This window comes from Exiguobacterium sp. N5, assembly GCF_025842465.1.
GTDB classification, from domain to species: domain Bacteria; phylum Bacillota; class Bacilli; order Exiguobacteriales; family Exiguobacteriaceae; genus Exiguobacterium; species Exiguobacterium profundum.
This window is the reverse complement of the sequence record NZ_JAPAEP010000002.1, coordinates 1-18,155: the sequence shown is the minus strand read 5'-3', so window position 1 is coordinate 18,155 and position 18,155 is coordinate 1. Positions and strand designations below refer to the sequence as shown.

General features: G+C 48.7%; 23 protein-coding genes and 10 tRNA genes. 28 read left to right on the top strand and 5 right to left on the bottom strand.

Annotated elements, in window-relative coordinates; translation table 11 throughout:
• Nucleotides 1-106 precede the first annotated feature (106 nt).
• The 3 genes from OKS35_RS10925 (at nucleotide 107) to OKS35_RS10915 (ending at nucleotide 2,591) form a co-directional block, all read left to right on the top strand.
• The gene (locus OKS35_RS10925) at nucleotides 107-1,552 is read left to right on the top strand and encodes an alanine/glycine:cation symporter family protein (RefSeq protein WP_159563369.1); all 1,446 of its coding nucleotides are present in this window, start codon (nucleotides 107-109) and stop codon (nucleotides 1,550-1,552) included.
• A gap of 84 nt (nucleotides 1,553-1,636) precedes the next feature.
• Nucleotides 1,637-2,092, top strand: a complete 456-nt coding sequence (locus tag OKS35_RS10920; RefSeq protein ID WP_214685157.1) for a hypothetical protein — start codon at nucleotides 1,637-1,639, stop codon at nucleotides 2,090-2,092.
• A gap of 52 nt (nucleotides 2,093-2,144) precedes the next feature.
• Nucleotides 2,145-2,591: a hypothetical protein gene (locus OKS35_RS10915; RefSeq protein WP_214784188.1), complete on the top strand. Its 447-nt coding sequence runs from the start codon at nucleotides 2,145-2,147 to the stop codon at nucleotides 2,589-2,591.
• 39 nt (nucleotides 2,592-2,630) lie between these two features.
• On the opposite strand, the gene OKS35_RS10910 is transcribed toward OKS35_RS10915, so the two are convergent.
• Nucleotides 2,631-3,602 (bottom strand): metal ABC transporter solute-binding protein, Zn/Mn family, encoded by a 972-nt coding sequence (locus OKS35_RS10910; RefSeq protein WP_264093081.1) that lies wholly within the window; start codon nucleotides 3,600-3,602, stop codon nucleotides 2,631-2,633.
• A gap of 173 nt (nucleotides 3,603-3,775) precedes the next feature.
• On the opposite strand from OKS35_RS10910, the gene OKS35_RS10905 reads away from it, so the two are divergent.
• The 3 genes from OKS35_RS10905 (at nucleotide 3,776) to OKS35_RS10895 (ending at nucleotide 5,861) form a co-directional block, all read left to right on the top strand.
• Nucleotides 3,776-4,711, top strand: a complete 936-nt coding sequence (locus OKS35_RS10905; protein WP_074034886.1) for an alpha/beta hydrolase — start codon at nucleotides 3,776-3,778, stop codon at nucleotides 4,709-4,711.
• A gap of 63 nt (nucleotides 4,712-4,774) precedes the next feature.
• Nucleotides 4,775-5,374 carry a histidine phosphatase family protein gene (locus OKS35_RS10900; RefSeq protein ID WP_264093080.1) on the top strand — a complete coding sequence of 200 codons (600 nt, stop codon included), beginning with the start codon at nucleotides 4,775-4,777 and terminating at the stop codon, nucleotides 5,372-5,374.
• 10 nt (nucleotides 5,375-5,384) lie between these two features.
• Complete coding sequence (locus tag OKS35_RS10895) at nucleotides 5,385-5,861, top strand: DUF456 domain-containing protein (protein WP_214784182.1); 477 nt, start codon at nucleotides 5,385-5,387, stop codon at nucleotides 5,859-5,861.
• 72 nt (nucleotides 5,862-5,933) lie between these two features.
• Here the strand turns inward: OKS35_RS10895 and OKS35_RS10890 are convergent, their stop codons facing one another.
• Nucleotides 5,934-6,407 carry a YwpF-like family protein gene (locus OKS35_RS10890; RefSeq protein WP_031424441.1) on the bottom strand — a complete coding sequence of 158 codons (474 nt, stop codon included), beginning with the start codon at nucleotides 6,405-6,407 and terminating at the stop codon, nucleotides 5,934-5,936.
• Between the two features lie 113 nt (nucleotides 6,408-6,520).
• Between OKS35_RS10890 and OKS35_RS10885 the strand changes: the two genes are divergently transcribed.
• A complete protein-coding gene (locus OKS35_RS10885; protein WP_031424443.1) occupies nucleotides 6,521-6,823 on the top strand; it encodes a 7TM diverse intracellular signaling domain-containing protein in 303 nt (100 codons plus the stop codon).
• Between the two features lie 36 nt (nucleotides 6,824-6,859).
• On the opposite strand, the gene OKS35_RS10880 is transcribed toward OKS35_RS10885, so the two are convergent.
• On the bottom strand, nucleotides 6,860-8,305 hold the full coding sequence (locus OKS35_RS10880; protein WP_078146154.1) for a nicotinate phosphoribosyltransferase: 1,446 nt from the start codon (nucleotides 8,303-8,305) through the stop codon (nucleotides 6,860-6,862).
• A 22-nt stretch (nucleotides 8,306-8,327) separates the two neighbouring features.
• Nucleotides 8,328-8,861 (bottom strand): cysteine hydrolase family protein, encoded by a 534-nt coding sequence (locus OKS35_RS10875; protein ID WP_264093078.1) that lies wholly within the window; start codon nucleotides 8,859-8,861, stop codon nucleotides 8,328-8,330.
• Between the two features lie 140 nt (nucleotides 8,862-9,001).
• Here OKS35_RS10875 and OKS35_RS10870 point away from each other — a divergent pair, with 140 nt between their 5' ends.
• Genes OKS35_RS10870 through OKS35_RS10860 form a run of 3 tightly spaced genes read left to right on the top strand, consistent with a single transcriptional unit; the run spans nucleotide 9,002 to nucleotide 10,103 of the window.
• Complete coding sequence (locus tag OKS35_RS10870) at nucleotides 9,002-9,277, top strand: 4a-hydroxytetrahydrobiopterin dehydratase (RefSeq protein ID WP_078146155.1); 276 nt, start codon at nucleotides 9,002-9,004, stop codon at nucleotides 9,275-9,277.
• Nucleotides 9,270-9,752 carry a hypothetical protein gene (locus OKS35_RS10865; protein ID WP_230235411.1) on the top strand — a complete coding sequence of 161 codons (483 nt, stop codon included), beginning with the start codon at nucleotides 9,270-9,272 and terminating at the stop codon, nucleotides 9,750-9,752. Before OKS35_RS10870 ends, OKS35_RS10865 begins: the two co-directional genes overlap by 8 nt.
• A 33-nt stretch (nucleotides 9,753-9,785) precedes the next feature.
• The gene (locus OKS35_RS10860; RefSeq protein ID WP_015880545.1) at nucleotides 9,786-10,103 is read left to right on the top strand and encodes a hypothetical protein; all 318 of its coding nucleotides are present in this window, start codon (nucleotides 9,786-9,788) and stop codon (nucleotides 10,101-10,103) included.
• Nucleotides 10,104-10,148: 45 nt separating this feature from the next.
• On the opposite strand, the gene OKS35_RS10855 is transcribed toward OKS35_RS10860, so the two are convergent.
• Complete coding sequence (locus tag OKS35_RS10855; protein ID WP_264093077.1) at nucleotides 10,149-10,874, bottom strand: rhomboid family intramembrane serine protease; 726 nt, start codon at nucleotides 10,872-10,874, stop codon at nucleotides 10,149-10,151.
• 63 nt (nucleotides 10,875-10,937) lie between these two features.
• Here OKS35_RS10855 and acpS point away from each other — a divergent pair, with 63 nt between their 5' ends.
• The 18 genes from acpS to OKS35_RS10765 all read left to right on the top strand — a co-directional run bounded on the left by acpS (nucleotide 10,938) and on the right by OKS35_RS10765 (nucleotide 18,148).
• Nucleotides 10,938-11,306: a holo-ACP synthase gene (acpS, locus tag OKS35_RS10850; RefSeq protein ID WP_074034857.1), complete on the top strand. Its 369-nt coding sequence runs from the start codon at nucleotides 10,938-10,940 to the stop codon at nucleotides 11,304-11,306.
• The gene (alr, locus tag OKS35_RS10845) at nucleotides 11,293-12,369 is read left to right on the top strand and encodes an alanine racemase (RefSeq protein ID WP_264093076.1); all 1,077 of its coding nucleotides are present in this window, start codon (nucleotides 11,293-11,295) and stop codon (nucleotides 12,367-12,369) included. The genes acpS and alr overlap by 14 nt, the downstream gene beginning before the upstream one ends.
• Before the next feature lie 129 nt (nucleotides 12,370-12,498).
• A complete protein-coding gene (locus OKS35_RS10840; RefSeq protein WP_074034853.1) occupies nucleotides 12,499-12,777 on the top strand; it encodes a hypothetical protein in 279 nt (92 codons plus the stop codon).
• A 5-nt stretch (nucleotides 12,778-12,782) separates the two neighbouring features.
• Entirely contained in the window at nucleotides 12,783-13,133 is a 351-nt protein-coding gene (locus OKS35_RS10835) for a type II toxin-antitoxin system PemK/MazF family toxin (protein WP_026824472.1), read from the top strand.
• A gap of 140 nt (nucleotides 13,134-13,273) precedes the next feature.
• Entirely contained in the window at nucleotides 13,274-13,600 is a 327-nt protein-coding gene (locus OKS35_RS10830; protein WP_015880558.1) for an STAS domain-containing protein, read from the top strand.
• Nucleotides 13,597-14,076 (top strand): anti-sigma B factor RsbW, encoded by a 480-nt coding sequence (rsbW, locus tag OKS35_RS10825; RefSeq protein ID WP_015880559.1) that lies wholly within the window; start codon nucleotides 13,597-13,599, stop codon nucleotides 14,074-14,076. Before OKS35_RS10830 ends, rsbW begins: the two co-directional genes overlap by 4 nt.
• Entirely contained in the window at nucleotides 14,042-14,842 is an 801-nt protein-coding gene (gene sigB / locus OKS35_RS10820; RefSeq protein ID WP_214691287.1) for an RNA polymerase sigma factor SigB, read from the top strand. Before rsbW ends, sigB begins: the two co-directional genes overlap by 35 nt.
• A 69-nt stretch (nucleotides 14,843-14,911) precedes the next feature.
• Entirely contained in the window at nucleotides 14,912-17,041 is a 2,130-nt protein-coding gene (locus OKS35_RS10815; RefSeq protein ID WP_264093075.1) for a Tex family protein, read from the top strand.
• Nucleotides 17,042-17,245: 204 nt separating this feature from the next.
• A tRNA-Asn gene (locus OKS35_RS10810) sits at nucleotides 17,246-17,320 on the top strand.
• A 9-nt stretch (nucleotides 17,321-17,329) separates the two neighbouring features.
• Nucleotides 17,330-17,421: transfer RNA gene (locus tag OKS35_RS10805), tRNA-Ser, on the top strand.
• 29 nt (nucleotides 17,422-17,450) lie between these two features.
• A tRNA-Glu gene (locus OKS35_RS10800) sits at nucleotides 17,451-17,525 on the top strand.
• A gap of 5 nt (nucleotides 17,526-17,530) precedes the next feature.
• Nucleotides 17,531-17,606 (top strand) — tRNA-Val (locus tag OKS35_RS10795).
• Between the two features lie 21 nt (nucleotides 17,607-17,627).
• Nucleotides 17,628-17,703: transfer RNA gene (locus OKS35_RS10790), tRNA-Asp, on the top strand.
• 7 nt (nucleotides 17,704-17,710) lie between these two features.
• Nucleotides 17,711-17,782 (top strand) — tRNA-Gln (locus OKS35_RS10785).
• Nucleotides 17,783-17,792: 10 nt separating this feature from the next.
• A tRNA-Lys gene (locus tag OKS35_RS10780) sits at nucleotides 17,793-17,868 on the top strand.
• 24 nt (nucleotides 17,869-17,892) lie between these two features.
• Nucleotides 17,893-17,980: transfer RNA gene (locus OKS35_RS10775), tRNA-Leu, on the top strand.
• 3 nt (nucleotides 17,981-17,983) lie between these two features.
• Nucleotides 17,984-18,060, top strand: a tRNA-Arg gene (locus tag OKS35_RS10770).
• A gap of 11 nt (nucleotides 18,061-18,071) precedes the next feature.
• Nucleotides 18,072-18,148, top strand: a tRNA-Ile gene (locus OKS35_RS10765).
• The last annotated feature ends 7 nt before the right edge of the window (nucleotides 18,149-18,155 follow it).

Genomic DNA, 18,155 nt, shown 5'->3' with positions numbered 1-18,155 from the left:
CGAATTAATATTGCAATTTCCGTATAATTTACCTATAATTCAAGTCATGTTAAGAAAGTTGACATGACTTTTTCTGTTGAGATTTTTAGAATGATGGAGGATTAGTATGGAGAAATTGGTAGAGAAACTCGTTTCGCAAGCGAACGATTTGTTGTGGTCGCAAGTGCTCATCGTTGTACTTGTTGCTTTAGGTCTTTATTTTACAGTTCGTATGGGCTTCGTTCAGTTCCGCATGATTCCTGAAATGTTCCGCCTCTTGTTCAAAGAGGGCACAGCACGTGAAAAAGGCCAAGTGTCTTCGTTCCAAGCTTTCGCAATCGGAACGGCAGCTCGTGTAGGGACAGGAAACATTGCCGGTGTGGCGACAGCGATTGCGCTAGGTGGCCCAGGAGCAGTTTTCTGGATGTGGCTCATTGCATTGATTGGGGCAGCATCTGCATTCGTCGAAAGTACGTTGGCACAAGTGTACAAGATTCGTGATGGACGCACATGGCGTGGGGGACCTGCCTACTATATGGAGCGTGCGCTCGGCCAACGTTGGCTAGGTGTCTTGTTCGCGATTTTGATCACGTTCTCATTCGGATTTGCGTTCAACTCGGTACAGTCGAACACGATCTCACTCTCTGTGAGTAACCAGTTCGGGATCAGCACAACAGTCGTCGGGATTGTCCTCGCGATTGTGACGGCCATTGTCGTCTTCGGTGGGATCCAATCGATCGCACTCTTGTCGAGTATCATCGTACCGGTCATGGCAGGTGGCTACATCTTACTCGCGATTTGGATTATGGTGACGAACGTTTCCCTTCTACCAGACGTCTTCAGCCTCATCTTCTCAGAAGGAGTCCTCGGAATTGAGCAACTCTTCGGAGGGGCGATTGGCGCCATGGTACTTCAAGGGATTCGTCGAGGTCTCTTCTCGAACGAAGCGGGTATGGGTTCTGCACCGAACGCCGCTGCGACAGCGGAAGTATCGCACCCTGTCAAACAAGGATTGATTCAATCGTTTAGCGTATTTGTCGATACATTGCTCGTTTGTACATCGACAGCGATGATCATCTTGATTTCAGGCGTAGCCGGTTCAGAGTCGTTTGCGGGTGTCGAATTGACGCAAGCCGCGTTGACAGCAGAAATCGGTTCGGTCGCTACATCGTTCTTGACAATTGCGATTTTCCTATTTGCGTTCAGTTCGATTCTTGGAAACTATTACTACGGTGAGACGAACATCCAGTTCATCTCGGATAAGAAAATCTATGTCACGCTCTATCGCATCGGTGTTGTCGGCATGGTCTTGTTTGGTGCGGTCCGCTCTGCCGGCCTTGTTTGGTCGATTGCTGACGTGTTCATGGGTCTCATGGCACTCGTGAACTTATATGCCATCTTCCGCTTGGCGAAAGTGGCTCGCGCCGTTCTCGATGACTACTTGGCACAGCGACGCGAAGGAGAAGACCCAGTTTTCTATGTCGACTCGGTTGAAAATCTTCCTGGTCGTGAATACATCGAAGCTTGGGAAAGCGAAACAGAGGAACAACAAACAGGAACAAGTCGTTCTTGATATAAGGAACCGTCTACGAATTCAAGTAGGCGGTTTTTTTACATATATAAGACGGGTAATGTCATAAAAAGGGGGCGTTCATGTATGGAGACGACGCATTATGTACGTGTTTCCCCAGAAGTTTGGGTGTCATTTAATCAGGATCCGGAGATGATTTTAGACTGGTTGATTCATATGCATGAGCAATATCGGGATCGGGACGATACGCTGACGCTTCCGAATGTGGAACCGTTTCAACGCGTACTTAGTCAAATCGAGGTATATATCGACGGGGCCGACACGTATAACATGGAAATGGCGCTCGTCGGCGAAGAGTTGATTGTCAATGAGGCGCAGGCGGTCGTGGTCGGTATCTTGACCCCGCAGTTACTTCATATCGTCAAAGATACGTTGCATGCGTTCGGGCGAGATGATGTGAAAGACATGGCATTCGTTGCAAAAGATGAATTCGAGATGATTTGGGAAGATTGGACCCGGTTGCAACAGTTTTGTGAGATCGCTTCGTCCCAGGAAGAATTCGTCTTGATTTATTATGAATGAAAGTGAATTCCCATGGTATACTGTTAATAAATGGTATAAAGGGGATTTGCTCATGGATGTGTTCGGCACACTCATCTGGCTCGGGATAATCATCAATCCGTTTCTTGCGTATCAAACGAAAATCAAGCCGCTTTATCGCATCACACTCATCTCATTCATCGTATTCTTCATGACGTGGGGGTATGCTGTGACGGGAGGGGTGGCACCGGTGCTATTCGATACAGTTTGGAACGTCCTTCTTATCGCGTATGTCGGTCTTTTAGTATTGAATAGTTATGTGGTCAGCAAACGATTCGTTCCACAGATGACATGGGTTCGTTTTGGTGCAATCGCACTGATTGGCGTTGGTGTCAGTCAAGCGTGGTTAGGACTGAGTACAGGAGAGTGGACACGATCATTCTTCATGGACGGGGACTTCTGGATGATGAGCGTCATCGTATCGCTATTGCTCCTGCTTCTCGTCACGATGAAGATGTTAGACCGACGAATAGAAGCATAATAAAATCCCGAAGCGAGGTGACTCGTTTCGGGATTTTGATTATTTCAACGCTGTCTCAAGTGCCTTGACGTTTTCACGCATCAAGTCGAAGTAGCTCTTGTCCATCTGTTCTTTCGTGACCGATTCCAAGTTATAGATCGTCACGCTCTCTGCGCCGATCTCTTGTTTCACGACTTCGGCCACTTTTGGTGTGACCGTGTCTTCGAATGCGATATAGTTCAAGTCGTGGAGACGGGCTTCCTCGATGATCCGTTTGAGAGCTTGTTGTGACGGCTCTTCAGACGGTGTAAGTCCCGCGATTGGTAATTGGTCAAATCCGTAACGTTTAGCCAAATAACCATATGCGGCATGCGTCACGAGTAACTCGGATTTTGAACCGTTCTCGACGGCTGCCTTCAATTCCGCGTCGAGATCGTTTGCTTCGTCTTTGAAAGTGCTTAACCGTTCTGCGAACTCGTCTTTATAGTCGGGTGCTTTCTCACTGAATGCGGCTTCGACCGCTTCTGCCATTGATACAGCATTCATCGGGTCGAGCCAGACGTGGGGATCGTATTGACCGTGACTATGACCGTCTCCTTCTTCGTGAGCATGTTCGTCTTCAGTATGTCCTTCCTCATCATGGACATGGACGGTATCCGCCGCATCAAGTAACTTCACGTTCTCGGCTGTTTTGACGAAGGCGACGTTCTGACCATCTAAACTCTTCTCCATAGACTCGACGTAAGGTTCAAGGTCATGACCAATCGTCAAAAAGAGGTCGGCTTCTGCGATTTGTGTCATTTGCTTTGAAGTTGGCTCATACGTATGCGGATCAGCCCCAGGTGGAATGACCATCTCCACGTTGACGCGGTCCCCACCGATTTCTTCGGCTAATGATTTTAATGCAAACGTTGAAGCGAAGACGGTCAGTTGACCATCTGTCGATTCAGATGCGTTATCTCCTTCGGTATTTCCACACGCACCAAGTAAAAGCGTACCGGCTGCGACTGCGCCTAACCAAGTTTTCTTCATCTTCCATCTTCCACCTTTCAAGTTATCTGAATATTAAATCGTAACTGTTACGTTTTATGACTGCGAGTAATATTATAGTGTGAGCTTCGGAGCACGTCAAGTCCGACTTCTGATGGATAGATTTTTGAAAAAAGCGGGAATATGATTAAAAAAAGGAACGAGGAGTGGATTGTATGAGAAAGGAGACTGCCTGGTTTGTCGGGGGTGCGGCGATTGCTGCGGCGACGGCAGCCGGGGCTAGCGTGTGGAGTCAATATGGGTCCCTTGTCAGATGGCAAGAACCCGAGTTGCCGATTCAACCGACAACACGCCGGCGCCACACGTACACGTATAAAATTGTTCACGATCGTCCGCTCCAATTTGATTTGTATCTCCCCCCTGGAGAAGGGCCGTTCCCCGTAGCGGTATATGCACATGGGGGAGCGTTCGTCAGAGGGAATCGGAGTATGGTGACCCTGTTTCATCCATTGCTTGACCACTTTTTGGGGAAAGGAATCGCTGTCGTCAGCATCGATTATCGCTTATTTGAAGACGGGGTGTACTTCCCCGATAATATTTTTGATGTCTCAGATGCACTGTGCTATTTGAAACAACATGAATCGTTATTGACGCTAGACACGAGTCAATTGCTCGTTTGGGGGGATTCAGCAGGCGCTGCGCTCATGCTTGCGACTGCGCTCGACCGTCATCGACAATTTGCAGGTGATTTGGGAGACGACCTCCCGACGATTAAAGGGGTCATCGCCTTGTATCCACCGACGAACTTTTTATTGTTCAAATTCATCCAGACGTGGCTCGCCCATTTAAAGTTCTATGAAGGAAGCCGCGAGGAATGGCGTGAGTTGATGGTAAAATGCTCCCCGGTCTCCCATCTATACGCCGATGCCCCGCCGATTTTACTGCTACACGGGAAGAAAGATCCGATTGTCCCGTTCGGCCAAGCGCTTCACTTCGTCGAACATGCGAGTGATGTCGGTGCGAACGTTCAACTCATCTCATTTCCAAATGGAACCCACTCGCTTGCGAGCTTCCTCCAATCGGATAATCCAATCAAAGAAGAGCAACTCATGGCCCGAATCAATCGTTTTATTGAAGAATGTCTCGGATGACGTTGCGATTTTTAAGGAAGATGGTACGATGGGGGATGATTGAAAGAGTAAGGAGTGGAAGTAGTGACAGAGTTATGTTTAGTCAGACACGGTCAGACCGATTGGAATCGTTTAGAAATTATTCAAGGGCGTGAAGATAACCCGTTGAATGCACTCGGACGTCAACAGGCAGAGGAGAGTGCAGCTTTTTTGAGTCAAGAGGAATGGGACGTCATCGTATCGAGTCCCCTGTCACGTGCGGTTCACACCGCACAAGCAATCGCAACAGCGTGTGGTATCGAACATAAAGCGATTCTGCTAGATGAACGTTTCATTGAACGTGAATTCGGAACGGCATCCGGGCAACCCGTGAAAGGAATTTACGAGGCGGTCCAAGCAGATGACCAGGAGCGGATTCCTGGTCTCGAAACAGAAGACGAGATGCGTAGCCGGGTCTTAGAAGGAATGAAACATTTGGTGGATACGTATCCAGGGAAGCGCATCGTTGTCGTCTGCCATTCCCATGCAATCAAAGCGGCGCTTTCTGCCATCGATGGGACATATACGTTCCGTCACGCCATGCGAAACGCCTGCTCGAACTATATCATCCATCAACAAGGTCAGTTTGAAGTGAAGGCGGTCAACGTGGCTGACCATATCACCGATCCGACCATTATGAAATGAGGAGAATGTCATGACGACCTTACTATGGGTATTCATTATCGCATCATTTGTGGTCGCTTTTGCAGGACTCATCTATCCAGTCATCCCGAGTGTCTTGTTCTTGTTCATCGGATACATGATTTATGGATTCGGTTTTTCGTTTGAACCATTGACCTGGACATTCTGGGTATGGCAATCGATCTTCCTCGTCTTCTTATTCGGCGTCGACTATGTCGTCACCCGGGCTACGGTGGATAAACGGGGTGGTTCGGAGCGAGCGAAATGGGGTGCGACAATCGGCTTGATTGCGGGACCGTTTATTTTCCCGCTCGTCGGGGTTTTGATTTTCCCGTTCATCTTCGCTTTCTTGGCGGAGTTGACACTCGGGAAGACGACACGTGAAGCGTGGAGCATCGGCGTCGGCACCGTTCTCGCCTTTCTCGGCAGCACGCTCTTAAAAGTGATCGGGATGACGATGATGATCATCCTATTCTTTATCTACGTGTGAGGCGGAGATGTTTCTCCGTCTTTTTAGTTTGAAAGGTGAATGGTTTTGGGGAAAGAAAAACAGGTCATCCGATTATTCGAATGACCCGGTTTTGACCAATTGATTGAAAGCGGAGCGACTGAACGATTGTTGCATTTCGACTTTTTTCTCGAAGAAGGCGGGCTTTAAATTCGAAGTGGCGACGCCATCTTGAATCAACGAATCGAGTACTTGCTTCGTCGCGTCTTGTTTCGGCATCAACATGAGTCCTTCAGCGACGAACGTATGATGGTCGTTCAAGGCCCGCTCGCTCGTGAACGTCAAAGCGAGTGCAGCCGGGGCGTTCGTTGGCGACGTGATGACGGCTTCAGCGAGGATGAGGATGCGTTTGTTTAAGTAATGATGGAGCGTGACAGCCGACTCGGTCGGCACGAGCATTTCGAGGAGCCACTCTGAATCGTGCTCCTTCGAGATGATTAACCCATCGAGTAAATCGATCGGTAAATTCAGTTCATTGCCGTATTCGTCTTGGACGAGTCGGACTTGGACGAGGCGAAACGTTTTCATGGGATCGTTCCTTTCCGCGTTTTCTTTAGACCATCTTAACACAGTCTGAGGAATAGAATGTGTTAAGATAACGGGGAAGAAACAGAAAAATAGAGAGTGAGGGAGGCATCAAGATGAGTTGGGTTGTTGGCGTAATCGGGTATGTGACGATTCTCGCAATCGTCTATTATGGTGTCCTTTTCTTCAAAGTGAAACGGGAGCGGAGTCGGGCCGGCTATCGGATCTTTCTCTTGCTTGCCGGATTGTTTTTAGTCAGTGGGAGCGATTATATCATTGCGTTGTTCCAAGGAGACACCGAAGCGACGTTTTGGCAACGGACCGTCTATTTTGTCTTGATATTGCTCTCTTTGTCGATGGCGCTTTACTTTCGGAGAAAAGAAGATCAAAGCCAAGCAGGCGAGATGACGATGGTATAAAAAAACGGCTGTGGGTATGCACCCACAGCCGTTTTTTTATTTTGGTACCCGCGTTTTGCGAATCATATCGAGTTTTAAATCCCATAGTGGCTTGCTGAACGTCACCGAATACACTTCCGGTAAACGAAGACGCTTGTACTCTTCCCACAATCCGTTCATCTGCTCGTGATGATATGCACGAATCTCACTTGTGCTTGGAAGGTCGTATACGCGTTTCCCATCAAGGAAGATTGGTTGCAACAAGCGTTTCACGTTGAAGTTACGTGTCTTGATCTTGAAGGCCGGGTCACGGACGTCAATCAAGTCGATCTCGGTGTAAGATTCGACCGGTTCATCGGCGAGGGCGATATAGTCGCCTTTGAACTTTTTCGTTTCGTTGTCGATGATGCGATACAACTCTTTCTTGTGAGGAGTCGTCGTCTTCACCTTGGAAGAAGATACTTTGATGACCGGTTTTAATTCCCCGGATTCATCCTCACGCGCGACGAGTTTATAGACCATACCGAGTGCCGGCTGCTCGTAAGCCGTGATGCCACGTGTCCCAACGAGGAACGTATCGGCCTCTGCGCCTTGCATCCGTAAGTCCTGGATGACATACTCATCCAAATCCCCAGAGACGACGATTTTGACGTAGTCGAGCCCTGCTTCATTCAACGCTTTCCGGGCACGCTTCGACAAGTAGGCGAGGTCTCCAGAGTCGAGTCGTACTGACTTGAGACGATGGCCCTTCGCCTCGAGCTCTTTTGCGACCGTAATCGCATTCGGCAGACCAGACTTGAGTGTGTCATACGTGTCGATGAGAAGGCTCGTGTTGTCCGGATACATTTCAGCGAATGAACGGAATGCGCTCAATTCATCATCGTGGAACTGAATATCAGCATGCTCCATCGTTCCTCCTGTCGGGACATCAAAGTCACGACCGGCTGACACGAGACTTGTCACATCAAAACCAGCGATGTAAGCCGCACGTGTTCCGTAGTAAGCCGCATCGACACCTTGCGCGCGACGAGCTCCTCCTTCAAGGAGTGTCTCGTTCGGAGCAGCCTGACGAATCCGGGCATACTTCGTGGCGATGAGTGATTCATGGTTCGCGATATTGAGTAGCGCCGTTTGGAACAGTTTCGCTTCAAAGATGGTCGATTCAATCCGAACGACTTGTTCATGTGGGAAGATGACTTCTCCTTCGCGAACACTATATAGTGAACCAGTGAACTTAAAGTTCCGTAAGACGTCTTCGAATTCATCTTCGAATCCGAGTTGCTCTTTCAAATAGGTGATGTCCGCCTCCGTAAAGGAGACGTTCTCTAAGTAGTGAACGATATTCTCGAGTCCGGCGAAGACGACATAACCACCACTAAATGGATTCGAGCGATAGTAAAGGTCGAAGACGACCTTTTCATTATGGCGACCTTGCTTCCAGTAAATATACATCCAACGTGGAAGATAAAGATCTGTGTGAAGGGCTAAATTACGATGTAACATATGATTTCCTTTCTGTTTTACGTCACTTTCCGACGACTGTCGCACCGAGTGTTGTGACGAAATGTTCGAGCGCCCATTCATGGCCGACCGGGTTGAAGCTTTGAACGGCATCGGCATGGACGATGATTTGATAACCGAGGTTGTAGGCATCTACGGCTGTATGGAGTACACAAATATCCGTGCAGACACCGACGAGATGAACTTCTGTGATTCCGCGTTCCCGAAGACGCAGGTCAAGGTCAGTTCCGGCAAAGGCACTATAACGTGTCTTATCAATCCAGTGGTCTGCCTGTTTCGCAGCTTCCTTCACAGAACCGTACAACTCACGGCCCTCTGTCTCGCGGATATTGTGCGGTGGGAACAACGTCGTTTCAGGGTGGAACGTGTCACCTGCATCATGGACGTCGTTCGCGATGACGACATAGTCATCCGTTGCGAATGTCCCGATCAATTCGACGATCCGTTCTTCAATCTCTTGCCCGGGTTTCCCACAAGTCAAACGACCACTGTCTGCGATAAAATCAAATGTATAATCAATAACAATCAATGCGCGCATGGGAGATGCTCCTCTCTCGTAATGAAAATGATGGCTATCCATCTCATTCTAATTCATTATACATCATGCACGGAAGATTATTTTTCTTCGGTTTGGGTAGATTAAGACAGTAGACTGTATAGGGAAAGGGGATTGTGACGATGGTATTATCGCAAAGTGAATTGACAGAGGAACTGTCACGGTTGAACGGTTGGGAAGAAGTGAACGGGGAGATTCAAAAGACGTATCGGCTGGAAACATTTCCGGAGGCCATTCAGTTCGTGCATCTTGTAGCAGATTTGGCTGAATCGCTCGATCATCATCCGAACATCTTGATTGAATATCGGAACGTGACATTGACCGTCTCGACCCATGACGAAGGGGGCATTACGGAGAAAGACATCACACTCGCGAAAGGGTGTGAGGAACTTGTCTAAGCTCTATATGACTTTTGCGTCAGGCAGCGTGGCGGAGCGTCTTCGAAAGGAGCCAGGCGTCATCGCGGCGAATGGACACGAAACGATTTTGCTCGCAGAAGGAGAGAAGTCTCCGTTCAAGAGCGGTAAAGTGTTTGAGATTGAAGAGGCGTCGGGCGAATTTGTGAAAAAAGGGAACATTTTATACGCGAACGTTCCGGCAGATGAGAATGCCCGCTCCCTGTTGTTTCACCACTTGTTGACGGAAAAGGCGCCACTCGGTGTCAGTCATGATGGGTTTTCGGCATACCGATTAGGTGTCGACCCGGATGATAATCATGCCGTCGTCTTTATTCAGTTCACGTCTGGTGGGAAACACTTTCGTGATACGGCGGACTATGCAATCCTTGAAGACCGCTTGAAGCGAGCGGTCGAACAGCGCGGTGCAGGTCCCGTCATAAAACACTATGTCGTCAGTGAGTCAGATAATCTATAATAAAAGATAACGTCATGTTAGGGGAGGATTTTTATGAACAAGAATTATTTCTGGTTGGGGATGGCTGCGGGTGCGGTAATCGGCGCAGCAGCATCACTTCTCCATAGCGAAACGCGCGATCAACAAGTGAGACAACTGAAAGGCATCAAGTCGAAGTTGAAATCATCGAACACGTCGACTGAGGCACATGCGGTCGGTCTACAAGCGTCATCGAAAGGCAACTTGAAAGACCGTGTCATGGAATGGAAATCGCTTTACGAAGAAAACCAAGATACGATTCAAAACCTCGTCGAAGACGTGAAAGACTTAGTCGATGCGCTTCAAGAGGCTCGTCATAAAAATCAAATCTAATCAAACGACCAAGCGAATCCGCTTGGCCGTTTTTTGTTTCCTTACTTATAAGAACTGTGCCAATAATCCGAAGATGGCCAGTCCGATGATGATGTAGAAAAACCACTTTCCGTCCCCGGAATGAATGACGGGTGGCGCGTACGAACGTTGCTTATACTTCCCGTAGCGCATCGGGCGCGTATACGGGACGGTGAAACGTGAGAGTGGGATGGCAAGTAAGAATCCTGCCAAGAATCCGTACACATGCCCCCAAAGGGAAACGTTCGAACCAATCAATGTGAAGACAGCGCTGATGGCGACGAAGATGTAGACCAAGCGGGCATCTTGGCTGTACATCAACGTGCGACGGAAACGACCGATGAATACGTAGAATCCGAGAATGGCCAAGATGGCGCCTGACGCCCCGGCCTGGAGATAAAACAAGTTGCTGACAGTGAAGTACGTGAACAGGTTGGCGAGCGCTCCGGCGAATACATAAAACAAGGCAAATTTCACGTGTCCGACCATTCGCTCCATCGCCGGTCCGAAGATGATCAGCGCGAACGAATTGAACAGCAAGTGACCGAGACTCAAATGAATGAAGTTGGCCGTGACCAAGCGGTACCATTGTCCGTCCGCGAGTGCCAAATGGAACGACCCTCCCGTCGCCACGATTCGTAAACCAGGTGCGAAAGAATCGATGACAAACACAAGGAGTTGGATTACAATGAACAGCGTTACGAGTGGATATGCCCGTACAAACGTTTGAACATTTTCCGTACGACTAAACATAACATCACCTCTTTCCTCAATTGTATAAGGAAACGGGGAGAAAAGGAAAGGAGCGAGTGTCCCGTGATTGTAGGAATTGGAGTCGATATCGTCGAGCTTGATCGGATGGCTCGCTCGATGAAACAACCACGTTTTTTAAAACGGCTGCTCACCGATGCGGAATATGAATTGTCTCAACAGTATCCGCTCCCGCGTCAAATCGAGTTTGTCTCGGGTCGCTTTGCTGCAAAAGAAGCTTACGCCAAGGCAATCGGGACTGGCATCGCACACGGGTTATCGTGGCGTCATATTGAAATTTTACCGGATGAGACGGGTCGACCTGTCATGACCGCACCGTTTACGGGGAAGATTCATGTCAGCATCAGCCATAGTCAAACATACGCCATCGCACAAGTCATCTTAGAAGAGGAGGGACACCATGTTTCGTCCTAGTCGAATCGAGATTGATCGGGCGTCCATCGCCCATAATATAAAAGAATTAACGAAACGAATTCCGCAGGACCTCATGGCAGTCGTCAAAGCGAACGCCTACGGACACGGGGCCGTCGAAGTGGCGAAAATTGCCCTTGAGAACGGAGCGACGATGCTCGGGGTCGCGTTACTCGAGGAAGCGCTCGAACTCCGCGATGCGGGAATCGAAGCACCGATTCTCGTCATGGAAGCGCAATTCCCTGAATATGCCGGAGTAGCGGCAGAACAGGAGATCACGTTGTCCGTATTTTCTGCTGAATGGTTACGAGAGGCAGCTCCATATATAGAAGAAAAGCCGTTGACGGTTCATATCAAAGTCGATACCGGGATGGGGCGTCTCGGGTTGCGCACCCGTGAACAATTAGATGCCTTACTTGAAGAAGCGACCGATTTGTTTGTGGTGGAAGGAATCTATACCCACTTCGCAACGGCGGATGAACTCGACAGCGATCTGTATTATACACAGCAAGAGCGGTTCGAGCGTTTGATGGATGGGCTCCACGAGCGGTTCCGCTATATCCATACGTCGAACTCGGCCGGTGCGATCCGAATGGCCGGACAAGATGTTCCTTATAATCTGGTTCGTGTCGGCATCGCGCTCTATGGGTTATATCCGTCACATGAGATGGAGACGTTCTATTCGTTCCTGCGCCCGGCCTTCACGCTAAAAAGTCAGCTCATGCAGGTGAAGCGGCTAGAGGCAGGTCAGACCATCAGTTACGGTGCAACGTATACAACGTCAGCCGATGAATGGATTGGTACCGTTCCAGTCGGATATGCGGACGGGTGGTTACGAAAGGCGAGCGGGTTTGAAGTGGAGGTCAATGGGATTCGTTGTCCGATCGTGGGACGCGTCTGTATGGACCGTTTCATGATCCGGCTTCCAAAAGAGTTTCCGGTCGGGACGGACGTGACCCTTGTCGGTGGAAACGTCGCCATTGATGAACTCGCCTTATATCTTGGGACGATCAACTATGAGATCGTTTGCCAATTCACGAGCCGATTGCCTCGTCTTTATGTGTGAATCATAAATCGTGTGAAATTATCTGAATTCTTTCTCGATTTCTCTATATTTTCCCATTCCCGCGTGTTATATTGATAAAGAACGCGGGAGAATTTCCGCCAGTCCATGAAACGATTCTGGAGGTGTAAGATGTTGAAGCAGCGAACTGCGGGTGCGCTAGCGTCCGTCCCAGATCGGTTCTCGCAACAAGGGGGTCCGATTTCGATGAAAGACCGTGAAACACTGTCCTTGAACGATGTAGTGACATACTTGTCTAAAGAAATTGCTGATCGACAACAAACACTGCGTGAAGAATTGGCGAAAGGCTATCAAGAGATGGCCGCGTTTAACTTGAATATGGCAGAAGAGATGCTAATGATTGAAACCGAAGCCGAACACGCTCTCTTACGTCAAGTAAGTGGGGTGTGAGCAGCGTGATCGTAAAGCGTGGTGACGTGTTTTATGCGAATCTGTCGCCCGTAGTCGGCTCAGAGCAAGGTGGCGTTCGACCCGTTCTCATCGTACAGAACGACATCGGCAATCGCTTTAGCCCGACCGTCATTGTCGCTGCGATTACAGCTCAGATTCAAAAAGCAAAACTGCCGACTCATGTGGAAGTATATCAAGAGAAGCACGGACTCGAACGAGACTCTGTGATTTTGCTTGAACAGATTCGAACGATTGATAAGCGTCGTCTGACGGATAAAGTCACTCATCTCGATGATGAGACGATGCATAAAGTGGACAGAGCGCTAGAGATCAGTATGGGATTAATCCCTCTCTAGCCTTACATAGATAAGACTGGTACATAGGTATCGGTCTTTTTTTAAACTTTTTTTAAAAAGTGGTTTAAGATTTTGTCAGAGGGGAATTTAATTTAATCGTACTCAATTTTTCTGTACGGACATTTAGGAGGGAATAGACGATGGATTTAGCGATTCGCGAGCAAGTCATTGGAGAACAATTACACCTTTACGTATCCGGAGAAGTGGATACATATACTGCACCAAAATTGAAAGAAGTATTGCATCCGGCCATCAGTGAACAAGATGTGGTCGTTCATTTAGACGAAGTGGAGTATATGGATTCGACAGGTCTTGGCGTGTTCGTCGGGGCATTAAAAATTGCCACGCGCAACGAAAAAGAGTTGTCACTTGTCGGAGTCACAGACCGAGTCAATCGTCTATTCGAATTGACGGGTCTTCACAAACTTCTTTCTATTAATTCGAACGTAAGAGGTGGCACGCAATGAACAATGTTGAACAGACGGTCATGACGTTCCCGGCCAAACCCGAATATGTCGGTGTGGTTCGATTAGTCGTTTCAGGAATCGCTAACCGTATGGGATATACGTACGACGAGATCGAAGATATTAAAATCGCGGTCTCGGAAGCATGTGGCAACGCCGTCCAACATGCTTATGACGATCATCAAGATGGAGAGGTCAAACTCGCTTGTGGCGTCTATGCAGATCGTCTTGAAATCACGATTGAGGATTCCGGCAAGACGTTCGCAGATGATGTGAAGCGTCAAGCCGCTCCGGTCGAAGAGACGACCGAAATTGAATCGCTCCATGAAGGAGGACTTGGTCTCTTCTTGATCGAAGCATTAATGGACGATGTCTCGATCAATAAAGACAACGGTGTCAAAGTGACGATGACAAAACTCCTCAATAGGGACGAGGTGGATCAGAGTGCCAGCAAAATCTCAACAACGCCATCACAGTGATGACGAGGTACTAGAGTGGATTGAACGCTATCAACAAGACGATCAAAACGAAGAAGTGCAAATGCTCCTCATCAACCGCTATTCTGACCTCGTTGAAGCACTCGCGCGTAAATTTTCGCGTGGCCGTGCGATTCACGACGATCTTGTGCAAGTTGGGATGATTGGGTTACTGGCGGCACTTCGTCGATTTGACCCGGAATTTGGTCGTAGCTTCGAGTCGTTTGCTGTCCCGACCATCATCGGCGAAATCAAACGATTTATTCGCGACAAGACGTGGAGTGTCCACGTACCGCGTCGAATCAAAGAACTCGGACCAAAGATTAAAAAGACGGTCGAAGAGTTGACGACCGAATTACAACGTTCGCCACGAATCGATGAGATTGCCGACCACCTTGGCGTGTCCGATGAAGAAATTCTCGAAACGCTCGAGATGGGCAAAAGTTATCAAGCCTTGTCGGTTGATAGTTCAATCGAAGCGGATAACGAAGGTAGTACGGTCACATTACTCGACTTGGTCGGTAGCCAAGAGCGCGGGTATGAATCGGTCGACCAGCGTCTCATTCTAGAAAAGGCATTCAATGTCTTAAACGAGCGTGAACGCGCCATCTTGGAATGCGCCTACTATAAGAATATGAGTCAAAAAGAGACAGGAGAACTTCTTGGAATCTCGCAGATGCATGTGTCCCGTTTGCAACGACGAGCACTCGAAAAGCTGCGTGAAGCCATCAAGGTCCCACTCAATGAAGTATTCTTAAGCGATGACTAATCGAGTCATCGCTTTTTTGTTTGAATGTTTGCTACACTTTGAAAGAGATCAAAAAAGGAAGTGATTCAAGTGATTACGAAAGTGGCTAACGCGTTAAACTTGAAAGTGAACCAAGTCGAGACGGTTCAGCAGCTCGCATCTGAAGGGGCAACGATACCGTTCATGGCCCGTTATCGGAAGGAAATGACGGGGAATTTGGACGAAGTTGAAATTAAAGGAATCTTGGATGCTCTTCAATATGAAGAGAGCCTGCAAAAACGCAAGGCGGATGTCCTGGCTAAATTAGAAGAGTTGGAAAAAAACACGCCTGAACTAACGAAAGCGTTAGAGGCGGCGACAACCCTTCAACAAGTGGAAGACATCTACTTGCCCTATCGTCCAAAACGACGCACGAAAGCAGAACAGGGACGTGAGAAAGGACTGCAGCCGCTTGCGGACTGGTTCCGGGACAAATCACCCTATTCTTTGGACAAGGTAAAAGAACTTTCTCAAGACGTCGAGGTAGAGGAAGCGTTGCCGCTCGTTCATGCGATCATCGGTGAAGAATGGGGCGAAGAAGCGAAACTGCGCCAGATGCTTCGCGATCGTGTACGAAAAGAAGGACTCTTGCGCTCGAAGAAGAAAAAACAAGCGGAAGACGAAAAAGAGATTTTTGCGCAGTATTATGAATATGAAGAGAAGATTGCTGGCATTGTCCCGCACCGTGTACTCGCCTTGAACCGTGGGGAACGCACGGACGTGCTCCAAGTGAAGGTGGTGTTTGACGAGTCGCGCTTCATGGATCAAGCCCTCCGTACATACGAACGACTTCCGAAAGAAAAGCGTGAGGTTGTCGAGGCAGCTGTGACGGAGGCATACAAGAAGTCGGTCTTCCCCGCCATCGAACGAGAGATTCGTGGTGAGCTGACAGAAAAGGCAGAAGAGCAGGCGATCGATGTCTTCTCGAAAAACTTGAAACAACTTTATATGCAACCGCCACTTCGAGAGGTCGTCGTCTTAGGGATCGACCCGGCTTATCGAACTGGTTGTAAATGGGCAGTCGTCAATGAAATCGGAAAAGTCGAAGAGGTCGGCGTCTTCTATCCGACGGCACCGAAACATGATATCGCCGGCGCTGAAAAAGTACTGACGAGACTCGCGAAGAAATATCCAATCTCGGTTATCGTCGTCGGAAACGGAACCGCCTCACGGGAGACGGAACAATTCGTCGCCGACTGGTTGAAGAAAGCGGAACGTGATATTGCTTACGCGATTGTGAACGAAGCGGGGGCAAGTGTCTACTCGGCATCGGAAGTCGCACGAAGTGAATTCCCGGATTTGAAAGTTGAGGAACGTTCAGCCGTTTCGATTGCACGCCGAATTCAGGACGCGATGGCGGAACTCGTCAAAGTCGACCCGCAATCAGTCGGTGTCGGACAATATCAGCATGACGTCAGCCAGAATAAACTGAAGGCCTCTTTAGAGTTCGTCGTCGAGAGCGTGGTCAATATGGTCGGGATCGATGTGAACCGTGCTTCCGAGTCTTTATTGACGTACGTCTCGGGACTCAATAAAACGACGGCGAAAAATATTGTGGCATATCGTGAGGAGAATGGACGCTTTGAAACGAGAAAGGAAATTAAGAAAGTACCTCGCCTTGGAGCGAAGGCGTTTGAACAGGCAGCTGGATTCTTACGGATCATGAACGGGAAGGACGTTCTCGACCAGACAGAGATTCACCCAGAAAGCTATCCGCTCGCGTTATCCATTTTAAAAGAGATCGGATCTTCAAAATCAGAGGTCGGTACGGCTGCGCTTCGAGAACGATTGCAACAAGTCGACGCTAAAGCCTTGAGTGAAGAACTAGAGGCGGGGCTTCTGACAGTTGAAGACATTTTGAAGTCATTAGCCAAACCAGGGCGTGACCCGCGAGAAGATATCCAGAAACCATTACTACGCACGGACGTCATGAGTCTCGAAGACCTTCAAGTCGGTATGGAATTCCAAGGAACCGTCCGAAACGTCATTGATTTTGGTGCGTTCGTTGACATTGGGGTGAAACAGGATGGTTTGGTCCACATTTCGAAATTATCGAATCGATACGTGAAGCATCCATTAGATGTCGTGGCGGTTGGTGACATCGTGACCGTGTGGATCGAACAAGTCGATGTGAATCGTGGACGGATTAGTTTAACGATGCTTGCACCGAGCGTTAAATAAGAAGAAACTCGTATCAGGTAAAATGTTTTTCATTTTACCTGATTTTTTTTAGAAAAAGTGTTGACGGTCTTTTTGTGCCGTGATATCTTATAGAAGTCGCCGAGAGACGGCACGCAAAATAAACGTTTTTCTAAGAAAGTGATTGACAGGTTTCTGGTTTGCGGTTACAATATAAATCGTTACTTCGATAATTTCAAGCAACGTTCCGCAATAGCTCAGTGGTAGAGCAACCGGCTGTTAACCGGTAGGTCGTAGGTTCAAATCCTACTTGCGGAGCCATTTTATTTTGGAGACGTACCCAAGAGGCTATAAGGGGCTCCCCTGCTAAGGGAGTAGGCTGGGAAACCGGTGCGAGGGTTCGAATCCCTCCGTCTCCGCCACTTAAAATTACTTAGAAGACACATACACTGGCCCGTTGGTCAAGCGGTTAAGACACCGCCCTTTCACGGCGGTAACACGGGTTCGAATCCCGTACGGGTCACCATATATGGAGGATTAGCTCAGCTGGGAGAGCACCTGCCTTACAAGCAGGGGGTCGGCGGTTCGATCCCGTCATCCTCCACCATTTCAAATAAAAACGTAATCTGGTCTTGTGGTGTAGGGGTTAACATGCCTGCCTGTCACGCAGGAGATCGCGGGTTCGAATCCCGTCAAGACCGCCATTTACGTTGGGCTGTAGCCAAGTGGTAAGGCATCGGATTTTGATTCCGACATGCGAAGGTTCGATCCCTTCCAGCCCAGCTTTTTATTTGAGTCATTAGCTCAGTTGGTAGAGCATCTGACTTTTAATCAGAGGGTCGCAGGTTCGAGCCCTGCATGACTCACCATTTTCTTTTTTAACTTTATACGCTGCGGTCGTGGCGGAATCGGTAGACGCGCTAGGTTGAGGGCCTAGTGGTGGTTAACACCGTGGAGGTTCAAGTCCTCTCGACCGCACCATATGCACCCTTAGCTCAGCTGGATAGAGCGTTAGACTACGAATCTAAAGGCCGGGAGTTCGAATCTCTCAGGGTGCACCATTCTTTTTTATGGGCCTATAGCTCAGCCGGTTAGAGCGCACGCCTGATAAGCGTGAGGTCGGTGGTTCGAGTCCACTTAGGCCCACCATTTAAAC

Coding starts and splice junctions, on each gene's coding strand:
- OKS35_RS10925 (WP_159563369.1), top strand. CDS start 107: ATGGAGAAATTGGTAGAGAAACTCGTTTCGCAAGCGAACGATTTGTTG.
- OKS35_RS10920 (WP_214685157.1), top strand. CDS start 1,637: ATGGAGACGACGCATTATGTACGTGTTTCCCCAGAAGTTTGGGTGTCA.
- OKS35_RS10915 (WP_214784188.1), top strand. CDS start 2,145: ATGGATGTGTTCGGCACACTCATCTGGCTCGGGATAATCATCAATCCG.
- OKS35_RS10910 (WP_264093081.1), bottom strand. CDS start 3,602: ATGAAGAAAACTTGGTTAGGCGCAGTCGCAGCCGGTACGCTTTTACTT.
- OKS35_RS10905 (WP_074034886.1), top strand. CDS start 3,776: ATGAGAAAGGAGACTGCCTGGTTTGTCGGGGGTGCGGCGATTGCTGCG.
- OKS35_RS10895 (WP_214784182.1), top strand. CDS start 5,385: ATGACGACCTTACTATGGGTATTCATTATCGCATCATTTGTGGTCGCT.
- OKS35_RS10890 (WP_031424441.1), bottom strand. CDS start 6,407: ATGAAAACGTTTCGCCTCGTCCAAGTCCGACTCGTCCAAGACGAATAC.
- OKS35_RS10885 (WP_031424443.1), top strand. CDS start 6,521: ATGAGTTGGGTTGTTGGCGTAATCGGGTATGTGACGATTCTCGCAATC.
- OKS35_RS10880 (WP_078146154.1), bottom strand. CDS start 8,305: ATGTTACATCGTAATTTAGCCCTTCACACAGATCTTTATCTTCCACGT.
- OKS35_RS10875 (WP_264093078.1), bottom strand. CDS start 8,861: ATGCGCGCATTGATTGTTATTGATTATACATTTGATTTTATCGCAGAC.
- OKS35_RS10870 (WP_078146155.1), top strand. CDS start 9,002: ATGGTATTATCGCAAAGTGAATTGACAGAGGAACTGTCACGGTTGAAC.
- OKS35_RS10860 (WP_015880545.1), top strand. CDS start 9,786: ATGAACAAGAATTATTTCTGGTTGGGGATGGCTGCGGGTGCGGTAATC.
- OKS35_RS10855 (WP_264093077.1), bottom strand. CDS start 10,874: ATGTTTAGTCGTACGGAAAATGTTCAAACGTTTGTACGGGCATATCCA.
- alr (WP_264093076.1), top strand. CDS start 11,293: ATGTTTCGTCCTAGTCGAATCGAGATTGATCGGGCGTCCATCGCCCAT.
- OKS35_RS10840 (WP_074034853.1), top strand. CDS start 12,499: ATGTTGAAGCAGCGAACTGCGGGTGCGCTAGCGTCCGTCCCAGATCGG.
- OKS35_RS10830 (WP_015880558.1), top strand. CDS start 13,274: ATGGATTTAGCGATTCGCGAGCAAGTCATTGGAGAACAATTACACCTT.
- rsbW (WP_015880559.1), top strand. CDS start 13,597: ATGAACAATGTTGAACAGACGGTCATGACGTTCCCGGCCAAACCCGAA.